Annotated in this window: 16 protein-coding genes and 3 CRISPR repeat arrays (1 of these 19 cut by a window edge); of the genes, 8 read left to right on the forward strand and 8 right to left on the reverse strand. The window is 67.1% G+C overall.

Going from position 1 to position 20,305, the window contains the following annotated elements:
* The first annotated feature begins 30 nt into the window (after positions 1 to 30).
* Genes AB0J97_RS00945 through AB0J97_RS00965 form a run of 5 tightly spaced genes read left to right on the forward strand, consistent with a single transcriptional unit; the run spans position 31 to position 4,232 of the window.
* Positions 31 to 219, forward strand: coding sequence for a hypothetical protein (locus AB0J97_RS00945; RefSeq protein WP_364082877.1), 189 nt, complete (start codon positions 31 to 33; stop codon positions 217 to 219).
* 26 nt (positions 220 to 245) lie between these two features.
* Positions 246 to 590 (forward strand): TadE/TadG family type IV pilus assembly protein, encoded by a 345-nt coding sequence (locus AB0J97_RS00950; RefSeq protein ID WP_364082880.1) that lies wholly within the window; start codon positions 246 to 248, stop codon positions 588 to 590.
* Positions 587 to 1,012: a TadE family protein gene (locus tag AB0J97_RS00955; RefSeq protein WP_364082883.1), complete on the forward strand. Its 426-nt coding sequence runs from the start codon at positions 587 to 589 to the stop codon at positions 1,010 to 1,012. Before AB0J97_RS00950 ends, AB0J97_RS00955 begins: the two co-directional genes overlap by 4 nt.
* Positions 1,009 to 1,425 carry a pilus assembly protein TadG-related protein gene (locus AB0J97_RS00960; RefSeq protein WP_364082886.1) on the forward strand — a complete coding sequence of 139 codons (417 nt, stop codon included), beginning with the start codon at positions 1,009 to 1,011 and terminating at the stop codon, positions 1,423 to 1,425. The genes AB0J97_RS00955 and AB0J97_RS00960 overlap by 4 nt, the downstream gene beginning before the upstream one ends.
* Complete coding sequence (locus AB0J97_RS00965) at positions 1,422 to 4,232, forward strand: LysM peptidoglycan-binding domain-containing protein (RefSeq protein WP_364082889.1); 2,811 nt, start codon at positions 1,422 to 1,424, stop codon at positions 4,230 to 4,232. Before AB0J97_RS00960 ends, AB0J97_RS00965 begins: the two co-directional genes overlap by 4 nt.
* A 78-nt stretch (positions 4,233 to 4,310) precedes the next feature.
* A CRISPR array of direct repeats spans positions 4,311 to 5,863; the repeat unit is 29 nt; unit sequence CGGCTCACCCCCACGTGCGTGGGGAGGAC.
* An 18-nt stretch (positions 5,864 to 5,881) separates the two neighbouring features.
* On the opposite strand, the gene cas2e is transcribed toward AB0J97_RS00965, so the two are convergent.
* The 8 genes from cas2e to cas3 all read right to left on the reverse strand — a co-directional run bounded on the left by cas2e (position 5,882) and on the right by cas3 (position 14,819).
* Complete coding sequence (gene cas2e, locus AB0J97_RS00970) at positions 5,882 to 6,205, reverse strand: type I-E CRISPR-associated endoribonuclease Cas2e (protein ID WP_364084212.1); 324 nt, start codon at positions 6,203 to 6,205, stop codon at positions 5,882 to 5,884.
* A gap of 12 nt (positions 6,206 to 6,217) precedes the next feature.
* Entirely contained in the window at positions 6,218 to 7,201 is a 984-nt protein-coding gene (cas1e, locus tag AB0J97_RS00975; RefSeq protein ID WP_364082892.1) for a type I-E CRISPR-associated endonuclease Cas1e, read from the reverse strand.
* Positions 7,198 to 7,821: a type I-E CRISPR-associated protein Cas6/Cse3/CasE gene (gene cas6e / locus AB0J97_RS00980; protein ID WP_364082895.1), complete on the reverse strand. Its 624-nt coding sequence runs from the start codon at positions 7,819 to 7,821 to the stop codon at positions 7,198 to 7,200. The genes cas1e and cas6e overlap by 4 nt, the downstream gene beginning before the upstream one ends.
* On the reverse strand, positions 7,818 to 8,564 hold the full coding sequence (gene cas5e / locus AB0J97_RS00985) for a type I-E CRISPR-associated protein Cas5/CasD (RefSeq protein ID WP_364082898.1): 747 nt from the start codon (positions 8,562 to 8,564) through the stop codon (positions 7,818 to 7,820). The genes cas6e and cas5e overlap by 4 nt, the downstream gene beginning before the upstream one ends.
* A complete protein-coding gene (gene cas7e, locus AB0J97_RS00990) occupies positions 8,561 to 9,682 on the reverse strand; it encodes a type I-E CRISPR-associated protein Cas7/Cse4/CasC (protein WP_364082901.1) in 1,122 nt (373 codons plus the stop codon). The genes cas5e and cas7e overlap by 4 nt, the downstream gene beginning before the upstream one ends.
* On the reverse strand, positions 9,679 to 10,326 hold the full coding sequence (gene casB, locus AB0J97_RS00995) for a type I-E CRISPR-associated protein Cse2/CasB (RefSeq protein WP_364082904.1): 648 nt from the start codon (positions 10,324 to 10,326) through the stop codon (positions 9,679 to 9,681). The genes cas7e and casB overlap by 4 nt, the downstream gene beginning before the upstream one ends.
* On the reverse strand, positions 10,326 to 11,924 hold the full coding sequence (casA, locus tag AB0J97_RS01000; protein ID WP_364082907.1) for a type I-E CRISPR-associated protein Cse1/CasA: 1,599 nt from the start codon (positions 11,922 to 11,924) through the stop codon (positions 10,326 to 10,328). The genes casB and casA overlap by 1 nt, the downstream gene beginning before the upstream one ends.
* Before the next feature lie 102 nt (positions 11,925 to 12,026).
* The gene (gene cas3, locus AB0J97_RS01005; RefSeq protein ID WP_364082910.1) at positions 12,027 to 14,819 is read right to left on the reverse strand and encodes a CRISPR-associated helicase Cas3'; all 2,793 of its coding nucleotides are present in this window, start codon (positions 14,817 to 14,819) and stop codon (positions 12,027 to 12,029) included.
* 318 nt (positions 14,820 to 15,137) lie between these two features.
* Positions 15,138 to 16,689: direct repeats of the CRISPR family, unit length 24 nt; unit sequence TCCTCCCCACGCCCGTGGGGGTGA.
* Positions 16,690 to 16,996: 307 nt separating this feature from the next.
* Between cas3 and AB0J97_RS01010 the strand changes: the two genes are divergently transcribed.
* From AB0J97_RS01010 to AB0J97_RS01020, 3 genes are read left to right on the forward strand one after another with little or no spacing between them, the layout of a single operon-like run.
* Positions 16,997 to 18,223: a hypothetical protein gene (locus AB0J97_RS01010; RefSeq protein WP_364082913.1), complete on the forward strand. Its 1,227-nt coding sequence runs from the start codon at positions 16,997 to 16,999 to the stop codon at positions 18,221 to 18,223.
* Positions 18,210 to 18,734 (forward strand): hypothetical protein, encoded by a 525-nt coding sequence (locus AB0J97_RS01015; protein WP_364082916.1) that lies wholly within the window; start codon positions 18,210 to 18,212, stop codon positions 18,732 to 18,734. The genes AB0J97_RS01010 and AB0J97_RS01015 overlap by 14 nt, the downstream gene beginning before the upstream one ends.
* 43 nt (positions 18,735 to 18,777) lie before the next feature.
* Positions 18,778 to 18,930 (forward strand): type I-E CRISPR-associated endoribonuclease Cas2, encoded by a 153-nt coding sequence (locus tag AB0J97_RS01020; protein ID WP_364082919.1) that lies wholly within the window; start codon positions 18,778 to 18,780, stop codon positions 18,928 to 18,930.
* 85 nt (positions 18,931 to 19,015) lie between these two features.
* A CRISPR array of direct repeats spans positions 19,016 to 20,305; the repeat unit is 29 nt; unit sequence CCGCTCCCCACGCCCGTGGGGGTGATCCG (it continues 625 nt past the right edge of the window).

Below are 20,305 nucleotides of genomic sequence, written 5' to 3' on the forward strand. Positions count from 1 at the left end.
CTCCGGAGGTTCTCGTTGATCCATAACCGCGTGCTCGCCATCGCCGTACGACTCGAAGTGCTGCTCAACCGTCATGCCGTACGACGCGGCCTCGACCCCGAACGCGGCGCATCGACCGTGGAATGGGTGATCATCGCGGCCGTGGTCTTCCTGCTGGCCATCACCGTAGGCACAAAGATCACCTCCGTCGTGAACGAACAGCTCGCCAAAATCAAATGAGCGCACGTGAGCGAGGATCCGGGACTTTGGAGGCCGCCCTGGTCTATCCGGCGGTGCTCCTACTCGTCCTGCTCACCCTGAACACCGCGTTGTGGTTCCACGCCAGAACCCTCGCCATGGCCGCCGCCCAGGAAGGACTGCGTGCCGGCCGGACCCATGGTTCAAGCCTGTCAACCGGCCAGACGACAGCCGAACGCTTCATTCACCAGGTCGGCGGATCGTTCCTCAACAATCCGGCTGTCACTGTCACGCGCGACGCGAACACCGTTGAAGTGTCGGTCACCGGCCAGGCCATCACCCTGGTCCCCCTGCTGACGCTCACCGTGACCCAGGTCGCCCGCGCTCCCGTCGAAAGGTGGACCACGGGATGACTCGTCAGCGTGGCTCCATAGCCCTGGAGATGGCGATCATCGCGCCAGCGCTGATCTCCCTGCTGCTGATGGTCATCGGGCTGGGCCGCGTCGCCCTCGCCCGCAACGCCCTCGACGCCGCCGCACGCGACGCCGCCCGCCAAGCATCCATCGCCCGCGATCCAGCCACTGCGAGATCGGCTGCTGTGACGAGCGCACGAGCGGCACTCGCTCGTGAAGGAGTGGCGTGCGCGCCGTCGGTGACCGTGGACACCACAGGTTTGTCCGCATCGCTGGGCAGGCCGTCTGCGGTGGTCGCACGTGTCTCATGCGAGGTGGAGTTGGCAGACCTCGCCATACCGGGAATCCCCGGCACCAAGAACATCACCAGCAGTTTCACCAGCCCGGTCGATCCTTATCGCGCCCGAGGAGACCAGCAGTGAACCTGGGCGACGAGCGGGGTTCCGTCACGGTGTTCACCGCAGTGATCACATTCGCGCTACTGCTTTGCGCCGGCCTCATGGTGGATGGCGGCACCAAGATTCAGGCATACCGCGAGGCCTACGCCACGGCCGAGGAAGCCGCTCGCGCCGGAGCCGGACAGATGAACGCAGGTCGCGCCTACGCCGAAGGCCGGTTCGAGATCGACGCGGCTCAGGCGCTGTACGCCGCCCGCGCCTACCTGTCCGCCGCCGGCCACACCGGCACCGTCTCCACGGCCGCCAACCAGGTGCAGGTCACGGTCACCGTGTCCAAGCCCACCACACTGATCTCCCTGATCGGCATCGGAACCGTCACCGCCACAGCCACCGCCGCCGCGCGGATGTTCCACGGCATCGAACAAGGACAACCATGACGATGTACGGGCTACGTCATCCTCTGCTCGCCAGAACCGCCGCCGGCGCTGCGCTGATCGCCCTGGTGGCCGGGATCCCCGTGATCCTTCTGATCTTCTTCTGGCCGATCGACCTGCCGACCATCGACGACCTGGCCACTCCGGGCGAACCCGTCGTCATCAAGACCCTGCTTCTGGCGACCGTGTGGGCGTGCTGGGCCTTGTTCGCCCTCGCGGTGGCGGTGGAACTGGTAGGTGCGGTCCGCGCGCGGCGGAGCCAGGTACGGCTGCCGTTTCAACGACTGGCCGCGTACCTGATAGCCACGATCACCGTAGCCGCGACCGCCCCCATCGCCGCACCCCGCGACCTGATCCCAGCCGCAGCGATGGCCGTCACCTTCACGGACATGCCCGAGCACACCGCATCTGCGGAGCCGGACAAGGTTGAGACGCCGAAGCCCTACGTGTCCTACGTCGTCCAGCAGAGGGATACCCTCTGGACGATCGCCGAGAAGCGGCTCGGCGACCCGATGCGCTACCAGGACATCATCGCCCTGAACCAGGGCCGCACCATGAACGACGGCCGCCCCTTCACGCGCGGCGAGTGGCTGCAACCCGGCTGCATCCTTCACCTGCCCGCCGACGCCAAGCAACCCGAGCACGCACGGCCACGGACGCATACCGTCGCTCCTGGCGACACCCTGTGGGGAATCTCCAAGCAGCACCTTGGCAAGGGAGCCCAGTACAAGAAGATCTTCAAGCTGAACAAGGGGCGCCCGCAGCCCGGCGGAACACGGCTGTCTGACCCCGACGTGCTGGAACCGGGATGGCGACTGATTCTGCCCAAGCGTGGGGACGACGCTCAGAAGGCCAAGCCGGTCCACCGCCGCACCCTCTCGCAGCACACAGCCCAGGTGACTCGCCGTCTTCCTTCGTCGCGCCTCGCCGAGGAACCGCCTCACCGCCGGGGCCTCGCGTCGCGGCTCATATCTGAGACAGGGCCGCGCCAGTGGTCCCTCAGCGAGATGGTCCCGCCTCACCTCAGCACCGGGTCTGTCGTCGACTTCCGCGCGCCCCGCCCTTCAGCTGAACCCGCGCCGCGGATTCTCGGGCCCAACGTGGAGGTGGCCTCTTCCGAGGTAGTCGTCCTGCCCCAGGGCGGGATGATGGCACTCTCCTTCGCCGCGGGGATTGCCGTCGCGCTGGCCGCCACCCGGCTCCATCGCCGGCGCCGTCTTTCCGCCCCTGCCATCGACGAACCCATCAGCGTGCTCGCCCCAGAGCCTCAACACCCGGCCGTACGAGCTCTGGAACACGCACACCGCAATAGCGACCCCGAAGCGGCCCGCCCGGACGATCTCGAACTGGTCAGCTCCGCGTTCGAGATCGATCCACCTCTCACGCTGAAAGCCGGGATCCTCAACGACGCACTCGTTCACCTGCCCCTGTCCGGGCTGCACCTGGCCCTCACGGGCCCGGGAGCCGATGACTGCATTCGGGCCATCGTCCTGGACCTGCTCACTCAGGCCGATGCCTACCGCGCCACCGTCATCATCCCCGTTCAAGACGCCGAACGCTGGTTCGGCGACAACCTCACCACCCTGGTCGCATATCTGCCAGAACTCTGCCTCACCGCGACCCTCGATGAAGCCGTCAACCACCTCGAAGAACAACTCGTCGCCCGCCACGGGCTTCTCCAGGACTACGAGGCAGACGACATTCATCAACTTCGCCAGGCCGAGCCCGGCGAGCCCCTGCCCGCGCTGCTACTGACCGCCTCCTGCCCAGACGGCCACTCCTACCTGGAGACCCTCCTGGGCGTGTCAGCCCGTCTCGGACTCGGAGCCGTACTGGCTGGGCGCACAACTTCGGGAACCACCTGCGAACTCGACCAGAACCACCGCGTTACCGAGGCATCTGGACCACTCACCGCAGAACTTCTCGGCACCGCGCTCTTCCACCTACCGTCAGACGCCGCGTCATCAATGCTCCATACGCTCGCCACCGGCAACGGCATGCCCGTCGACCACCCTGAACGGCCCATCGACCTCCCTGTCCCGCCATCCAGCGCGACACTCCGACCAGTACAGTTCACACTCCTCGGGGAGCCCGCCATCGACGTATGCGGCAAGCCCGTGGACCTGTCCCGACGTACCAAGTCGCTCGAACTCTTCTTCCTGCTCGCTCTTCATCCGAGAGGGCTGGACCGCGAGGTGATCTGCGAGCACCTCTGGCCCGACCTGGAAGAGACGCTGGCCGGCTACCGCTTCCACGCCGCTCTCAAGGACCTTCGCACCGCACTCCGCGACGCCTCCACCCCAGACGACAGGAACACCCACTTCATAGAACGCAGCGGCAAGACCTACCGCATAGAAGCCCAGCACATCGACGTGGACCTGTGGGCCTTCCACCAAGCCCTCGCAGCCGCCCGCACCGCTACCAATCAGCAGGAGAAGCTCACCGCTCTGGAAACCGCCGCCGCCCTATGCCAGGGACAGCTTGGCCAGGGCCTCAGATACGACTGGCTCGACCAGGAGCATCGTTGGCCGCTCACCATCGCCAGCATCAAGGCCCTGCTTCAACTCGGCGCCCTCAACGAGCAGGCGGGACGCAACGAGCGAGCTCTGGAGGTCTACGACCAGGCATGCGCCCTCGATCCGGACATGGAGAGCGCCGCCCGATCCGCCATCCGCCTCCTGAGCGCCCTCGGACGCACCGACGAAGCCCGCCAACGCGCCCGCCACCTCAAAGCCCGCCTCAACACCCTCGGCGTCAACCCATCCCCAGAAACCCAAACCATCCTGCAGCAACTGACAGCACCACATTGACTACACCAGGAGGGTCTGCCCAACCGCAGATATGCATGTTGATCTTCCTTTTAGGGGTCACAGGTCGGGCCCCGGCCCCCACGAACCCTCACGTGTGTGAGGAGGACGGCCTGTGGTGGTGGCGTGCCCGCGGTGGTCATCGGCTCACCCCCACATGCGTGGGGAGGACTACCACCCCGGCGACACCGCCTACAGCCCGCACGGCTCACCCCCACATGCGTGGAGAGAACTGCCTGGTGCGACATGTTTCAGTCATACTGCGCGGCTCACCCCACGTGCGTGAGGAGGACCCGACGTGGCCAGGGTCGAGGCGGCCCCGCTCCGGCTCACCCCCACGTGCGTGGGAAGGACGAATTGGCATCGCCCCACTCAACGGCAATCGCCGGCTCACCCCACGTGCGTGGGGAGGACTCCGCAATCACCTGCCCGAGCTCGTGCGCTCGCGGCTCACCCCCACGTGCGTGGGGAGGACCTCGAGACCGTGGCCGTGGCCGTGCTCGCTCACGGCTCGCCCCCACGTGCGTGGGGAGGACGCGGCCCGGTCGGGGGAGGACAGGCCGCGCTCCGGCTCACCCCCACGTGCGTGGGGAGGACGCGCTGGTCGAGTACGTGATCGACGCCCCCGGCGGCTCACCCCCACGTGCGTGGGGAGGACACCACGGTGCTGTTGTTCTGCACCGTGACGTTCGGCTCACCCCCACGTGCGTGGGGAGGACCTGTACGTGAAGCGGACCGTACGTCGCCCGTACGGCTCACCCCCACGTGCCTGGGGAGGACCGCCGTGTAACAGCACTTGGGTGCTGGAGCGTCGGCTCACCCCCACGTGCATGGGGAGGACGGCTTGTGCTCCTTCAGCAGGTCAGACCACCCCGGCTCACCCCCACGTGCGTGGGGAGGACCTGCTGCCGATGACCGACTGGCCGTTGTGGACCGGCTCACCCCCACGTGCGGCGGGAGGACGTCTTCTCCAGCCGCTGCACAGCCTGACGCACCGGCTCACCCCCACGTGCGTGGGGAGGACACGGGGCTGCCGTCCCGGTTGCGCGGGTGCTCCGGCTCACCCCCACGTGCGTGGGGAGGACCCGCCCTCCGGCCCGGCCGGGCCCGGGTCGCCCGGCTCACCCCCACGTGCGTGGGGAGGACGCGGACGGCAAGTGGACGGACGGGGAACCGTCCGGCTCACCCCCACGTGCGTGGGGAGGACCCGGTGACCCTGCCGGACGTGCCCGTGGACGACGGCTCACCCCCACGTGCGTGGGGAGGACATCATCGCGGTGGCCGACGAAGGCGCCCACCGCGGCTCACCCCCACGTGCGTGGGGAGGACAGGGGAGTCCGGCATGTGTGGGGATCTGCTGGCGGCTCACCCCCACGTGCGTGGGGAGGACCAACCCCGGTCCCTGAGCCACCGCACCCACCGCGGCTCACCCCCACGTGCGTGGGGAGGACCAGTCGGTTCGGTTGACGTCGAGACGCCTGGACGGCTCACCCCCACGTGCGTGGGGAGGACCCGTATCGGAACTCCCCCAATGCAAGGTCGAGCGGCTCACCCCCACGTGCGTGGGGAGGACCGAACGGGGAGCCATCAGCCCCAGGTAGACGTCGGCTCACCCCCACGTGCGTGGGGAGGACACTTCGCGACCTGCAGTTTCACAAGTTCACTTGAATTTCCTCTTGATCGGATTGAGGACTGCCCGCGTCAGCGGCGAACCTGATCAACTGGAGGCCGTCGAAGTCGACGACGTGACGCCGCCGTTGCCCTGATGTCCGCATGGCGAACCCTTGCTCGTTGTCGGCAGGATGGACAAGTACTGCCATGCCGTCGCCGACGCTCGCGCTCACCGCTGCCCACAGCTCGTCGCGTACCCGAGCCGACACAGTTCCGACGAAGAGCCCAGGGCAGGGCTCGATGAGCCAGCGCGACAGTGCGCCACCGACATGGTCGGGGACGGCAGTGGTGGAGATTAAGATCATCGATGCCACCGGTCACTCCAAAGGGACGTCGATGAACTCGTATCCGTAGTTCACACCCGCAGGCAGCGCTCCGGCGTCCGGGTCCCACAGGTGGACCAGGTCGGCTGTTCGGTCGCTCACCTTGTCGCCAGCGCTGCTGTCGGGATCCAGCAGCGTCTGGATGTCCGTGACGATCTGCGGCATGAGCTTGAACGCCCGGAACTCCTCCCGCAGCCGCCTGCGTGCCTCTCGCTCGGGATCCTGGGAACTGTGCAACGAAAAGGCCATTGGGATGGTGATTCGGGCCTTATACAAGTCCGCCACGTCGTAGACAAAGGCCATTTGGGTGCCGCTGTGAATGAACCCGAGCGCTGGGGAGCAACCCAGCGCCAGTACGGCGGCGTGGACGACGCCGTACATACAGGAGTTGGCCCCTGACAGTGCCTTGTTCACGGGATCCTGGTCGTCCCAGGAGTCGGGATCGTAGTTGCGGGTGAAGCGCTTGATTCGGTACTTGGTGGCCATCATCCGGTACAGCGCTTTGATTCGCTGTCCCTCCAGGCCGCGTAGCTGTGCGAGCGTAGCGCCTGCGGGAGCGGAGGATCGGCCGAACCGCATCTCGTACATGCGGACCGCCACCTGCAGGCGCAGATCGTCGCTGGCCCAGGCACGAACCTGCTTCTCCAGCCAGGTAGTGGTGAGCGACGAAGGCACGATGCCCGCGTAGCTGCGCACGCCGCCGGCACCGACGCACACCAGCGAGGTGCCGTGCCGGGCGATCGTGGCCATGGCCGGTTGTGTGATGGACGTTCCGGGGCCAAGCAGAATGCACGCCAGGGAAGCGGTCGGGAGGTAGACACGGTCGGTCCCGTTGCGGGAGGCGACCTGAGCACAGACTCCGGTGTCGTCCTGCACGATGCGCACCGCCTCGGAGTACAGGAACGACAGGGAGTCGGCCACCCGGGGCAGCATGGCCAGCGTGGGGGAGGCCAGCTTGCGCCGCGCGTTGCCGCTCACCGGGCCACGGCCAGGCTGAGCAGGCCGCAGCCGTAGCTCTTTCCACGGCCGATGCCGGCCAGAACGGCCGCGCGAAGAGCGTCCGGGTCGGTGACCACGCCACTGCCGTCGAACCGGACCACTGCATGACGTACGTTCCCCTTGGCGCGAATGTCGCGCTCGGATTGCGCATGCACCGTCGTGACGGCCAGGCCGTGGCCGGCGGCCTTGGCCACCCACCACTCCTCGGCGGCAGCGCCGCGCAGGGCTTTGATCTTTCCGGCGCCTGCGCCGGCGGTCGTGCCCAGCCGCTTGGACGGGTTCGCGGCGATGCGGTAGTGCACCCGTAGGCCGGGCCGCAGGGTGCCCAGGAGAGCGCCGAGTTCGCGCACGCTGATCTCGCCGTAGCCGTCCGGCAGGCGCTCCAGCTCAGGTTTCATGCAGCTCTGCACCAGCAGTTGGGTGCCGTGGCGAGTCTCTTCAATTCGGAACAGCACTCCCGCCTTGGCACGGGCCTGCTCGCCGATGTCGTCCGGCACGATCGACATCAGCCGTTTGTGTAGTCGATCCGGGTCGCGCAGGTCGTTGTTGACGTCCCGACGCCTGAGATCAGGGAGGATGCGCATGAGCCAGGCTGTCATCGCCCCTCCTCCTCTTTGACGTAGGCGGTGAGGCGGTCCCAGTACTCTTCGCCGCTGACGAACAGGTCCGCGGGCATGGCATGCGTGGTGATGCTGACGGTTCGTGTCCGGTAGCGCCGGTCGTAGCGGTTGAAGCTCTCCGGGACATCCGCCAGCTCGGTGACGGCGTCAGCCGTGTTCTCGGCGGTCTCGGTGATGAACTCCGCCTCCGGCTGATCGTGCTCGCGCAGCGCCCGCGCTATAGGGACCCGGGTGCGCAGGTCGGCCACCGGGTCGGTGACGCTGCTGCGGAGCAGCAGAGGGTGGTCCGGCGGGCACGAGCGTCGCCCCAGATACGGTTGCCAGCGTGGTTGACGCAATGCCGCGGCGATCTCAACCAGCCGGTCGTCCGGACCTTGGATCGCCACGGTGAACGCCGCGTCGGCCAGGTACTGGCGCCGGGTGACCATCGTCGCTTTCTCCTGCGGTCGTTGTGTGCCGTCTGGCCGGGGCACGCCACGGGGCAGGCCGCCGCCGATCGTGTGAAAGTCCAACATGCGTACCCCGGGGCGATCGATCCGTACGGTGAACCGCAGTTGCTCATAGCCGGCCAGGGAACGGCCACGTTCGAGCCCCTCGGCACTGGCGAGCAGGCCGATGAGGCCGGAGCGGGTGGGGAAGCGCAGCGTGTCCCGCTGGGTGAAGACGCTGTGCTCACCCCAGGACTGCAACGGCGCGGCCAGTCGCAGCACCAGACCGCTCATGCCGCAGCTCCGCCGTGCGCCGCGGTCACCGCCCGCTCGACGAGCTCAAGGTAAGAGTCCACGGGGTCGCCGAGCCCTGCCAGAGGCTTTTCGTCGATGCACGCATAAGCGTGGTCGATGATCCCGGTGGTGTTCCACAGCCTCTCCAGTCGGGTGGCGTGGAGACTGAGCTGCTCGCGTGAAGGAACCGCGAGGCCGCGTTCGGGACGTACCGGAGCTTCGAACGCGGCGGCGAAGGAGATCGGCCGGTCGGCGCGTACCGCCACGTGAACCAGGTCGGGCAGGGTGTTGGCGGCCGAGGCGGTCTGCTTCCCCGTGGGAAGAGACGAGATGAACGCGGTCAGGAACGCCTTGGTCAGCTCCTCAGCCATGGCCACGTCGTCACCCAGGTTCTTGCGCAACCCGACGAGATCCAGGCTGGCGTAGCGGTAGAAGACGCCGGCGCTGAACTCGGCGCTGTTCATGTGCCCGCTGCCGACCTCGTCCTCAGGAAGGCAGTCGTCCACTGCCGTGAAGAAGTCGATCTCTGAAGCCACCTCGTGGGTGGTGAAGGCATGTGCGACCTGGACGACACCGGGAACCCCGGCACCGGGAAGCTCGGCCAGCATCCGGCCGAACAGATTGATCACGCCGTTGCGCTCCGACAGCAGTTCGCCGATCTTGTCCACCGGCAGCACGGCCTTGGGCTTCTTGACGCCGATCGTCTGCTCGATGGCCTGCCGATGCTCCTCGGCCAGGTCCGCGAGCGCGTCCAGCGCTGCCTTGGGGAGGTACAGCAGCACCGATGTGCCACCCTTGTCTTCGAGCTTGAGTCCCTCCTTCTTGTTGGCCGAAAGCACTATCTGAGCTCCCGCCGCTGCTGCTGCATCCTCGGCCCAGCCCCGCTCTTTGAGCCGGGCGGCGACCTCGGCTGGAACGCGCCGCGTCCGCACCGCCGGGTCACTGATGGCTCGTTCCACGTCCAGACGTATGGCGCGCTTCCAGCACTGACTGGAGACACGGGTACGGGTCGCGCCGCCGTAGATCAGGCTCTTGGGAGATCCGAGGTCGTCGCGGTTGAGGTTGGCGAACGGCACGGTCTGGAGGATGTGCACGTCAAGGTATCGGGGGTTGCTCACTGGTCCTCACTCTCAGGTTGATCGTCGTTGTCGTTCGACTCAGAAGCGTCGGTGATGCGGTAGAAGTCCTGCAGCCACCGCTTGGTCACCAGGTTGCGGTCGTACTCCCACCGGCTGAGGTCGCGGAGCAGGCGACCCCAGTCGGGTTCAAGCTCCTTGGCGGCCAGCTGGCCGACCACGGCGGGCAGCTTGCGATGCAGGCCGGAGACATCCTGACGGCACAGCAGATGAAGGCGGTCCTCGACTGTGTCGCGATTCAGTTTCTTGTCGCGGACAGCATGGCCGAGCGTCGCTCCCAGACTGAGGGACGGGCGTTCGGACCTCGTCGCCTTGCTCGCGACTTCCGGGGCGCTCGCAGGCTCCTCCAGGACAGGCGGAGCGATGTCCTCGGCGTCGGCCTTCTCGCCTCGACGGCGGGGTTGGGCCGCGATCAACGCCGCTACTCCGTAGTAAGCGTTCTCGACGGCAGGCCGCACCCGATCCGACGGCAGCCACGCGGCAACCACCGAATGTGCTCTGCGCGTAGCGGCGTCATCCACCGGCCGCCCCAGGCCTCGCCGCAATGCTGCGCGGCTGCCGGGAACTCTGACCTTCTTGCGGATGTAGGTGACGTACTTGTCCGCTGTCTCCAGCGAGACGGCCATCACACCATCTCCTTCGACTGATTCCGTTGTTCTTTCCTTCTCAGGGCGTTGCGGATGAGGCCGCGCTTGAGTTCGACAGCTCGCCTGGCGCGAGGGAGAACGGCAGCCTGGTCGGTCACCTCGTCGTAGACGGTCAGGGCCAACCTGAGGAACTGTTCAGCGGCGCCGTCGAAATCGCGTGTGCGTACCCGCGCCCAGAAGAGCCGTTCTGCTCGGGGCCAGTAGCGGAAAGAACCCTCAGCGGGCCAGGGTCCTTCGGAAATATCTTTGCGCTGCGGCTTGCCACTTCCGTTGGACGGATCATTGATCGCAATCCAGACCTGCCGTAGCGCGTACCGAAGCTGCGATTCCAGCTTCTCGGCCGCCTGCCGCATGGCGCTGATCGCCGCAGGTGCGCCGTCCTCGTTGGCGAGGGTGAGCAGCGCCGGCGTGATGCTGACCGTCCACTCCTTGTCGCGCGTCTGGCCGTCCTGGTCGAAGCCGAAGGCACGGGCCCGCAGGCTGGGCAGCAGGAACAGGCGCAGGTCCTCGACGGCGGCCAGGACCATGGGACGGCGTGCATGGTTGTCGCCGGTGTCTTCCATGATCAGGGCGTCGAAGTCCCGCCACAGTGCGCGAGTACCATCCGCATGGCGAGCGTAGAAGGCGCCCTCCTTGCTCTGCTGGTAGATCAGGTAGGGATCTTCCGCCGGGAACTCCTGGTCGCGCCACGCCCAGGTGATCCAGGCGTCGGTCACGTACGCCCCATCTGGGGAACCCTGCAGTAGGACCGCGTGCTGGAAACGCCCTGTGAGCACGCCGCCCACGCCACTGGGACGGGGCGCCATGCCTGTGGGATCGGGCAGCTCGTCCGCCTCCCAGGGAGCTTGATCAAGCCCGCCGGTGGCGTAGTGGTGCGCCGGCGGAATGCCCGCGACCAGGGACTCGAAGACATTGGTACCCACGGGATGGAAGGAGACCGTCCGCCGCAGCGGCCCCGCCTTGCTGTTCCCCCCTGACAGAGTGCCGACGGTTCGAGGGGTGCATTGCCCCGATGGTCCGTAGTACAGCTGCGTCAGCAGGTGGAAGATCGCCTCATCCGTGGGCAGCGGAGGAGGGTTCAGCACCGTCGAATGGTCAAACCACACCTGGTTGTTGCCGGCCGGCCTGGACATGACGAGCTTGTTCACCCCGGAACTCGTCTTGCATTGATCCCGCAAGCGAGGGTCCTGCAGCCACGGCCGGCTTGAGTCGAAGAGATCGAAGCGGTCGGCGTATCGGTTGAAGTAGTCGTCGACCTTCTCCGGATCGAAACGGCCCTCTGCCAGTACGTCGGCCTGGCGCTCGTTCCACCTGTCGCTCCCGCAGGTCATGTCATCCAGCCCGGTGATGCGGGCGGCGATCACCGTGAGAACTCGCCACAGTCCCGCTGCCGCCGGTGGAGGTGACGCCTCGATATCTGTCAGCTCGTGCGCCGCGCTGAAAAGTTCTCGAAGACCGACCTTGCGCTGCTTTTCCTCCTTTCTGACCGGGACGCAGGAACGCTCCAGGACGTTGTAGCTGGCGATCGCAGGCGGAGCCAGAGGTGACAGCTTGTCGGAGATCGGGGGAGAAGGCACGGTTCGGACGACCTTTCGATCGGTACGGCAAGGAGGTAGCTCAAGGTGGCGGCAACGTGACGCAAGGCAGCGATATGGATTTCGAGTGTCCTCACTGGTTCGTTACGTCTCGTTGTGATCGAGAGCGCCGACACGCGGAGATGGGTCGCGATCGCTGCTGAATTCCGACAGACCTACTTCTGGGGACAGCCATACCTCTCGATCGCCCAAGACTCCGGACGACTGCTGGTCAGTCAGCCGGACCACGACGAGGTCACGCAGGTGCGGGCTGTCGGCCCATGCTTCGGGGGCGGCATTGGTGTCCGATCGTCCCCGTAGCCAGGTGCCGGGGACCGGGATCGCGTGGAGTAGCGCCTGGCGGACCTGCTCCTTTGTGAACCAGGTCCGGTTGCCCTTATTGCCCCTCGGCTCTGTCGGTAGCGGCTGGTCTCCGAGCATGAGGCGTCCGTCGGAACCGACCGTGCAGCACACAACCCGGCCGGAGTCCGCGCCCAGTCGAGTCGAGTACTCGGTCACGAAGTCATCGCCGGTGAGCTGGCTCAGGTCATCCACCGCACTCGGCACGGGGATAGAGGCCATCTGGGCATACAGATCCTTGGTCTGCTCGTCCGCGAGCCGCGCCAGGTCTTCCTTCGTCAGAGGCGAGGCCACATCGCCGAAGCTGTCGTCGTAGACCTGGTCAACGAGTTGCTGGACGTCACCCGGGATGGTCACCTGTCGGTCGGAAAGCTCTGTAAGCGCCTTCCAGGTACGGCGTAGTAGCGCTGTGGGGTACACGAACGGCCACGAACGCGGTATCTGCACCTCACCGGTGTCGTCGGTCGGAGTCAGCACTACCAGCCGCATTCTCGGCCGAAACTGCGCGCCTCCGTCGGTGTCCACCCTCTCGACTGCCCAACTGCGCCGCCACCCGTCGTACCGCGTGTGTCGCTGGCAACGACCGGCGCGTTGAAGCAGCATGGCCATCGGTGCCAAGTCGCTGACGACAAGATCGAAGTCCAGATCCAACGACTGCTCGATCACCTGAGTGGCGACCAGGATCGCCGCGGTCGGCCTAGCGCCTTGAGCGTCCTTGCCGTACCAGCGCACCGCCTCCTCGGTGATCTCTGTCCGTCGGTAGGCGGGGAACCGGGAGTGCAGCAGCCGGAGCACTGGGACTGCGCCCTCCTGATCGCCGAGCCACGCCTTCAAGTCCAGGTAGGTTCGCTGGGCCTCGGCCACGGTGTTGCAGATGACCGCCGCGCAACCGCCCTGCTGCACCAGCGGCCGTAGCGCCTGGCGCAATGCCGTCGAGCGGATGGGACGCTGCTCACCGTCGAGCGAGATCTTGTGAAGCTCGACGTGGAGCGTCCGTTCCCGGCTCCCGACCGGCACGGACTCGGCCGCAGTTGGGCTCACGTACAGCCAGCCCGGATAGGTCACCTCCGGCACCTTGCTCTCCACGCAGCCGGCGCCAGCCAGGTATGCCTCTGCCAGGCGCCGTCCCGTGGCCACCGGCAGCGTCGCCGACAGCAGGACGACGGGCACTTTCAAGAACCCTAGCCACTCCAGCAGCACCTTGAGCAGGCCCTGCATGTAGGCGTCGTAGGCGTGGACCTCGTCGACCACCAGCACCTTGCCTGCGAGGCCGAGCATTCGCAGCACGTTGTGCCGCCCCCTCAGAACGGCCATGAGCGCTTGATCGATGGTTCCTACCGCCAGATTCGCCAGGAGTCCCCGCTTGCTCCCGCGCAACCACGGCATCGCCATCGGATCGCCGGTCACCACGGCAGCTTCATCACCCTCGGCCGTGTATGCGCTGTTCAGCCAGGCCATCCCGTGCAAGAGCGTGAGAGAGTCGGCTCCCTGGATTCGGCGACGTCGAAACTCATCCACCCGCCACAGCATCTGATCTGAGGTCGCCATCGTGGGCAGGCCGATGAAGTAGCCCGGCATCCCTGCCGCTTCGCCCATCAAGCGTCCCGCGTGCAGCGCGGCCTCCGTCTTGCCCTCACCCATCGGTGCGGTGATCAGCAACAGGCCGGGCTCGCTGCTGATCAGAGCGGGCAGTCGTTCGCTCACGGAGCGCTGCAGATCGTTCGGAGTGAATGGGAAATCATGACTGAACCCGCCTGCCGAGAACGTCAATCGGCCAAGCCCGGCTTCACGCAGGAGGGCGGGAGCCAGCGTGCGACTCTGCTGCAGATGCGCCCGCAAGGTGTCGACATCCCCGAAGGCGGGGACTCCCGCCTTCAGTCGCTGCAAGAGAAAGTCATCTTGGCTGGCCAGCCAGTCCGCGAGAATCACCAACGCACAGGCCAGCGCCCCACCAGCGGCAGACACCGTTGCCGGTGGCCGTGGGTCATTCAGCAACGTCCGCATCAGCGAGGCGATCGTGCGCCGCTGCTCCTCCCACTTCCCCCGTCCCAAGGCAGGGAGCGAGTCCAGCGGATTGGTGAACTCCAGGCGGTTGAAGGGTGCGAATGTGCCGTGGTGTCCGCCCAGTAGCTGAGCGACCCGGAAGGCCGGGGAGTTTTTCCGGACCATTGCGTATCCGCTGGACTGCAAAAAGCGCCCCAGCCAAACGTGCGCAGCGAAGTCATGTTGTACGGCAACGTCCGAAAGCGCCTCATATCCAGACAATCCGGAAAAAGCTTTCTGATCTTGCTCTTGGAAGCAGGACATGCATTTACAGACATCGTGCAGAGCTGCCCAGTACGCCAGCAGGCTCCGTGCCTCCTCCATACTGCAACCGAGGTCGGAGGCAAGCATCGCCCGAAGACCGGGCGACAGATAGGAGTCCCACAGGGCCTCCACCGTCGCCGCGGCATCGAGCAGGTGGCAGGCCAACGGGTAAGGGGACGGCAGTCCTCGCGACTTGCCCCACAGTGCGAGGTCGATGTCCGATTTGCTCATCCGAGCCCCTCAACTCAGCGCCTATAAAGACGATCGGCGGACAACTCCACGACCGCCAATCGAGATCCACACTGTAGAGTCGGGATCCGACATTTTGGCGAGGATCGGCAAACATGAGGAAATCTCATCTTGGGGCCGGGGAGAGTAGACGCCATAGCGACAGAGCGCAAACGATCAGTTTTCCGCTCACGCTGCTGATCACGAAGGTCGTCCTGCCCTGCCGAGGTCCACTCCGATAAGCGCCCAACAGCCGCTATGAATGCCGTCAAAAGCCGACATCGTTTTGCCGGGCGGCCGACTAACTGCACCTCACGAAGTGTCCTCCCCACGCCCGTGGGGGTGAGCCGGTTCTGCTCTTCCAGGTGGAGATAGAGCGGACGTCCTCCCCACGCCCGTGGGGGTGAGCCGGAGTCTTCCTTGACGTCGATCAGGACTTGAGTGTCCTCCCCACGCCCGTGGGGGTGAGCCGGTGCTGGAACGAGAGCACCCCGTCCGCGTCTTGTCCTCCCCACGCCCGTGGGGGTGAGCCTCCCGCTGGGAGTAGGGCGACGCCAGGGACCGGGTCCTCCCCACGCCCGTGGGGGTGAGCCGAATTGCGGTCCGCGGGCGCGGTTCCACCTGGCGTCCTCCCCACGCCCGTGGGGTGAGCCGCCTCGTGGGTGCGCATGAACGCCTGGACGCCCGTCCTCCCCACGCCCGTGGGGGTGAGCCAATGGTGCCCATGTTGGAGACCTCCGCCCGGCTGTCCTCCCCACGCCCGTGGGGGTGAGCCGGCGCGAGAGTGGGACGTAACCCGCTGGTACGCGTCCTCCCACGCCCGTGGGGGTGAGCCGACACGACGCCCACCACGCTCAGGGCGGTACTCGTCCTCCCCACGCCCGTGGGGGTGAGCCGACCCAAGAGCCCTCCCTTGTGGGTGGCTGACGGTCCTCCCCACGCCCGTGGGGGTGAGCCCCGCGGGTCCGGCGTTCGCCCGGGGGCTCAGGAGTCCTCCCCACGCCCGTGGGGGTGAGCCGGCCTCCATTCGGCTCTCGGGGAACGCGGTCCCGTCCTCCCCACGCCCGTGGGGGTGAGCCGTCGAGCTGGTGCCCGGCCCGGAGGTGGACACCGTCCTCCCCACGCCCGTGGGGGTGAGCCGCCACTTCCTCTGGTTACAGGTGAAGTGCGCCAGTCCTCCCCACGCCCGTGGGGGCGAGCCGTAGCCGATCTCGTCACGGTAGACCGCCGTGTCGTCCTCCCCACGCCCGTGGGGGTGAGCCGGTGACCACGTGTGTAGGGACGAACGCGGGAACGTCCTCCCCACGCCCGTGGGGGTGAGCCGTCGTTCTTCGTCCTCCAATAGCGCGGTGAGCTGTCCTCCCCACGCCCGTGGGGGTGAGCCGGTGGCGTGGCGCAGCATCACCAACCCTGGAGGCGTCCTCCCCACGCCCGTGGGGGTGAGCCGCTGACATTTGACGTAGCGCATGGGGGTTCACGGTCCTCCCCACGCCCGTGGGGATGAGCCGCGGAACGTCTCGCTGTGCTCGCGCATCTCCGCGTCCTCCCCACGCCCGTGGGGGTGAGCCGCCTCCGGAGTTGAACCCGGATCCTCATATGACGTCCTCCCCACGCCCGTGGGGGTGAGCCGGATTGGTGGCAGCCACACCGCGACGCCACCCCATCCTCCCCACGCCCGTGGGGGTGAGCCGCTCGGCAGCGAACGGGGTGATGGGCCACGCCGGTCCTCCCCACGCCTGTGGGGGTGATCCTCCTCCAGCCGTGGCGGCACCGTCGTGCGGTTCCCGCTCCCCACGCCCGTGGGGGTGATCCGCGCACGCTGCCGGACCTCTATGTGCCTGTCCGCCGCTCCCCACGTCCGTGGTGGCCGTACTGTCTGCTCCGCCAGCTTCACACGAAGGCGGCTCCACCTACTCTCGGAATCTCGATAACCCTTGGTCACTCGCTACAACCAGCCAGCGGTACCTCAGGAGACGGCGCCGCTAGGCCGCTCGCCCTTCCGCGTTGCATGAGCGCGAATTGTCTCCGACAGGTTCAATCTCATACCTGATTGCTAAATAAGGCAAACAAACGCACTACGTCCTAATACGTTCAGGCTTGAGCCATCATCATTAACCTCAACCAAGAAGAGGCTTCGCTTACGGCACGTCACCTCCCCTCCTTAGGAGGAACGAAAGGCCATGAGCACATCCGAAGAGGCTCGGGCTGCGCTTGGCGCGATCACACGCCTCATGGAGGAGCACGGGCCCGCGGCGGACAAAGCCCTTCGCCTGCTCACGCAGGGAGCGCTCGTCGGTCCCGCGGGCACGGAACTCTACAACAGCCTGGTCGAGCAACGTGATCTGGTACGTAATGCCTTCACCGCCGCATTCCTGACCGTCCAGCGCATGGTGCGCGAAGACAAACAGCCGGTGCCGCAGTTGCCAGATCTTCGTACGGGGACCGCACCACCGCCCTCATCCGTTCGTGGCCTGATCGGCGGGAATGCCGATCTTCTGACCGCGCTGGCGAACGAACTGCGCACAGCGGGAGGCGACCTGCAGGACGCGGGTCAGGCGCTCGCCTCCACTCTGCTCCGCATCGGTCTGGGTGGCACTCCCGGCGGCGACATCGGACGGGCGGGCCAATGGATTCACGATCAGCACAGCCAGATCCTGCGACGCCGCGACGAACTCCTGAAGCAGCCCGTGCAGCCGGAGCCGCCCGCCACCAGCACCGAGGGCCTGGAGGGCAACGGCGAGGACTCCGGAGACGATGGGAACATCCTGGCCGATGTAGCCAACGCCGCCGCCTCTGTGGGCAACGCGATGCTGCACCATCCAGAAGACATGGCCCTCGCCGCGGCGGGCGCCGCACTCATGGCGGCGAGCATCGGCGGCGAAGCCGGCGGCCTGGCCTTGGACGCCACCGGTGTAGGAGCAGTAGCCGGGGTACCACTGAACATCATCTCCGCCGCCGGCATCGCCGCGGGCGCGACCATGACCGGCGCCGCGATGGCCGAGATCGGCAAGCACGCGGCCGGCGAGAACCGGGTCGAGGCCGCGGGCTCGGGAGGTTCCGGCTCGCCACACGCAAGCGGGTACTCACCTGGGGACGTCGCACGGGTGCAGCAGCATCTCGGGAGGCTGGATCACTCGGGCGCCAACGATGAAATGCTGGAACGAATCGGCAAGTCCTTACAGGAAGGGCATCCCCTTACCGAAGGCCAGACCAACTTCATGCGGCACGAGATGGCCGAGGCCAAGCTGATGGACCAAAATGTGGGCTACGAGGAGGCGCACGCCGCAGCGCTCAAGACGCATCCACCTGGCCGCAACTACGATCCCGACATCATCGACAAGTACCCAGAGTTCGGCCCTTGGTGGCGGAAGATGAACGGATTGGGCCCGCGACATGATCCTGATTGATGTTGAGGGGGGCGGTCAGATCGCCGTCGCCGACGACCTGCCCGAGGCTTCCTATGCCGCAACAGGACGGCTGACAGCAACCCGTCCTGCGGGCCAGATCTCTGCCGGTCCGGCGCGAGTGGTGGTGGAGGTACTGCGCCGCTTCGGCGGGCATGCTCCTCGCGCACTGTTGGGCGGGCAATTCACACCCAGCGCGGGAGCGAGTACCAGCTTCGAAGTCACCTACGCGGCAGACTCCGACCATTCCTCATGCCCCAGCATGCTGTGGAACCAGGCGTACGCGGCGGGCCTTGCTGCGGAGTTCGCTCCAGCTGTCTTGGACGGGCTCCTCGAGGAGGCCGGGGCACTGCCTGCCGGCGTGCTGCTGGTGGACCGAGCCGGCATCGATGAGGTGGAGGCTTCTGAGTGGGTCTTCAGGCAGGCGGCCGTGATGCTCCGTGGCGCGCTGTCGGCGACCTTGCGGAGAGCGGATCTCGAAGCCGAGATCCGATCATTGGCCGAGAAGTGGTGATCCGATGCTCACCAATGCGGTCCGTCGGGCACCGGATCGTCACATGACCTGTACGGCTGGGAGCAGCGTCTTCTGCCCCGCGGACAACGAGCAGGACTTCGTGGTGCGCACGGCGGGCGAGCGCCGCCGTCACGTCGCCGACTTCGACGGCCTTCAACTCATCCGCTTCCTGCCTGAAACACCAGCTCAGCACTGATGCCTGCGTTCCGGCCGACAGGGCGGCGACAAACCCCGACATTCGCATATCCGCAGGTCGGCCATATTTTCGCAGGTCAGTAAGTCCGCTCCCCACGCCCGTGGGGGTGATCCGTCCATCGCATCCCCTGGACTGGGGTGTTGCAACCGCTCCCCACGCCCGTGGGGGTGATCCGGCCGTCTTCGCCGCCGCCGGCACCTGGCTGCTCCGCTCCCCACGCCCGTGGGGGTGATCCGAATGTCCGATTTGTTCGAGCTGGTTCCCTCGCCCGCTCCCCACGCCCGTGGGGGTGATCCGTCTACGTGACTGCATGCCCATCTTCGGAATGCCCGCTCCCCACGCCCGTGGGGGTGATCCGGCGGCCAGGAGACGCCCACCCGCGGGCAGATCCCGCTCCCCACGCCCGTGGGGGTGATCCGCGATCCACCGCCGGGGCGGAGCGGTCGAAGAACCGCTCCCCACGCCCGTGGGGGTGATCCGCTCTGTTCGACGCAATGGCAGGAGCCCGCCGGCCGCTCCCCACGCCCGTGGGGGTGATCCGCAGCGGGGCCGCCTCGACCCCGGCCCCGAGCCGCTCCCCACGCCCGTGGGGGTGATCCGAAAGGCGGCCAGGCTCCAGACCGCGCGCTGGGCCGCTCCCCACGCCCGTGGGGTGATCCGGTGCGGTACTGGCCGATTGGCTGGACTCGATCCCGCTCCCCACGCCCGTGGGGGTGATCCCTACCTGCGCAGCGTGATCTTCGTGTGCCGTGACCGCTCCCCACGCCCGTGGGGGTGATCCGATGCTGGTGGTGCCGCTGTTGACGACCGGATCCCGCTCCCCACGTCCGTGGGGGTGATCCGCCAGAGTCCCCGGTGGTGCTCAAGTACATCCGCCGCTCCCCACGCCCGTGGGGGTGATCCGTTCGAGGACTCGGTCGAGCGTGCTCGCGTTTCCCGCTCCCCACGCCCGTGGGGGTGATCCCACGCCCTCACCAGGAGCGGCGGCCCCTGGTACCGCTCCCCACGCCCGTAAGGGTGATCCGTTCGGGCCATCGGCCGGGTTGATCGCCGCGTTCCGCTCCCCACGCCCGTGGGGGTGATCCGTCCTGCGGGTCCGGGACGGGCACCATGCGGTCCCGCTCCCCACGTCCGTGGGGGTGATCCGGAGACGCCCGCCCAGCCGTGCTGGGTGAGCAACCGCTCCCCACGCCCGTGGGGGTGATCCGCCCCGCGGGATCTCGCCCCACAGCCACCCGGCCCGCTCCCCACACCCGTGGGGGTGATCCGGTCAGTGAACCGCTGCTCGATCCGATCCACACCGCTCCCCACGCCCGTGGGGGTGATCCGGTACAGGTAGCGGCCGGGGCGCTCCTGCGCCTCCGCTCCCCACGCC

The sequence above is a fragment of the Nonomuraea sp. NPDC049607 genome, from assembly GCF_040675375.1.
Lineage (GTDB): Bacteria > Actinomycetota > Actinomycetes > Streptosporangiales > Streptosporangiaceae > Nonomuraea.

Excerpts from the sequence above, each read along its gene's own strand:
- AB0J97_RS00955 (WP_364082883.1), top strand. The coding sequence starts at position 587 with ATGACTCGTCAGCGTGGCTCCATAGCCCTGGAGATGGCGATCATCGCG.
- AB0J97_RS00965 (WP_364082889.1), top strand. The coding sequence starts at position 1,422 with ATGACGATGTACGGGCTACGTCATCCTCTGCTCGCCAGAACCGCCGCC.
- cas2e (WP_364084212.1), bottom strand. The coding sequence starts at position 6,205 with ATGATCTTAATCTCCACCACTGCCGTCCCCGACCATGTCGGTGGCGCA.
- cas6e (WP_364082895.1), bottom strand. The coding sequence starts at position 7,821 with ATGACAGCCTGGCTCATGCGCATCCTCCCTGATCTCAGGCGTCGGGAC.
- cas5e (WP_364082898.1), bottom strand. The coding sequence starts at position 8,564 with ATGAGCGGTCTGGTGCTGCGACTGGCCGCGCCGTTGCAGTCCTGGGGT.
- casB (WP_364082904.1), bottom strand. The coding sequence starts at position 10,326 with ATGGCCGTCTCGCTGGAGACAGCGGACAAGTACGTCACCTACATCCGC.
- cas3 (WP_364082910.1), bottom strand. The coding sequence starts at position 14,819 with ATGAGCAAATCGGACATCGACCTCGCACTGTGGGGCAAGTCGCGAGGA.
- AB0J97_RS01010 (WP_364082913.1), top strand. The coding sequence starts at position 16,997 with ATGAGCACATCCGAAGAGGCTCGGGCTGCGCTTGGCGCGATCACACGC.
- AB0J97_RS01015 (WP_364082916.1), top strand. The coding sequence starts at position 18,210 with ATGATCCTGATTGATGTTGAGGGGGGCGGTCAGATCGCCGTCGCCGAC.
- AB0J97_RS01020 (WP_364082919.1), top strand. The coding sequence starts at position 18,778 with ATGACCTGTACGGCTGGGAGCAGCGTCTTCTGCCCCGCGGACAACGAG.